Consider the following 1,404-nt stretch of genomic DNA (forward strand, 5'->3'; position numbering starts at 1 on the left):
CGGCCGCTGCCGGTCCGGGCTCGCGGTCGGGGGCGCAGGCGACCGCGCCGGCGGCGAGGGCCGCGGCGGCGAGAAGTCGTACGGCTCGCATGACACTTTCGACGGTACGAGGTGCGGACGGGTTCCGGGAAGCCCGCCGCGGCGGGCTTCCCGGAAACGGATGGTCACAGCAGGAGCAATGGTGTCTTCCAGATGCCTCGGCCGTGGGTGGCCGCGTAGAGGAAGCCGTCGGCGCTGACGTGCAGGTCGAACGCGGTTGTCAGCGGCAGCGAGATGGGGGTCTCGCCCGGTCTCGGTCCGACCCGCCGCCACTTGATCGTGTCGGGGGTGGCCCGCCGGTCAGCGACGAGCACACCCAGGTCGGTGCCGACGACGAGCCTGTTGCCGACGACCACCACGTCGGTGGCCGGCACGTCCGGGAACCCGACCGAGAGGTCGGTCCAGGCCACCGACACGCCGGTCGCGGTCCGGCTGAGCTTGCCCCGGTAGACGTGTTTGACCCCGGCACCCGGGCCTTCGATGAACCGCCGGTTGAACCCGTTGAAGATCAGGTAGATCGTCGAGTTGGTCCGGTCGTACGGGTCGAAGATGACGTTGTTGGGATAGCGGTTCGGAAGCCCGGTCAGGTCGAGCTCGGTCCACGCGCCGCCCCAGTTGGTGGCGACGCCGCGGGTGAACCCTGCGCTGTTGCAGTTCGACTGCCCACACCACGACGCGATGTAGGTGTCCCTGGCCGGGTCGGCCGGAGCGGCCGGGTCGGCCACGCCGTCCATCCCGACGATCAGCCGCTGCCCGGCCGTGTCGAGCGTGTACTGCGGCTTCCATCCGTTGTCGTCCTCGGCCGCCGCCTGGGCCGCGGTGTAGCTGAAGCCGTAGTCGTGGCGCCAGAACGTGTTGCCTCCGGCGATCCAGCGCTCGCTCGACCCGTCACCGATGTTCCTCGACCCACGCACCACCCGAAACGGGGCCGTGAACCGGGCATTGACGTCCGGCACGGTCACATCGAAGATCAATCCCGGCTGCCCCTGGCTGACCCCGCAGTTCTTGGTCAACCACAGCACCAAGAACGTGTACTCGTTGAGGATCTGGCAACCGTTGCGCGGGTTGACGATGATGTCCCCGCCGTCGCCGCCGAACGGGCTGACCTGCTTACGCGCTCCGGCCCGCAGCAGCGAGCCGCCGTTGTCCTGCAGACCGCCGGCGACCAGGAAGCCCCTGCGGTCGGGATCGCGACCGGTGCCGGCCGAGTAGTACTGCAAGGTGCGCAGGCCGGCGTTGTGGTTGGCCCAGTCCGTGGCGTGTCCGGCCGCGTCCTCGCTGCTGCGGGCCGGGTCGACCGGACGCGTGTAGACGCCGCCGTCGTTACCGATGAACACTGTGCTGCCGGCGATGGCGATCGAGTGC

Annotated in this window: 1 pseudogene; it reads right to left on the minus strand. The window is 69.7% G+C overall.

The features are described 5' to 3' along the window. Positions 1-164: 164 nt before the first annotated feature. Positions 165-1,404 (minus strand): annotated as a pseudogene (locus AB0M20_RS43575) (hypothetical protein); the annotation flags it as partial.

Origin of the sequence: Actinoplanes sp. NPDC051633 (assembly GCF_040681735.1) — a bacterium.
Lineage (GTDB): Bacteria > Actinomycetota > Actinomycetes > Mycobacteriales > Micromonosporaceae > Actinoplanes.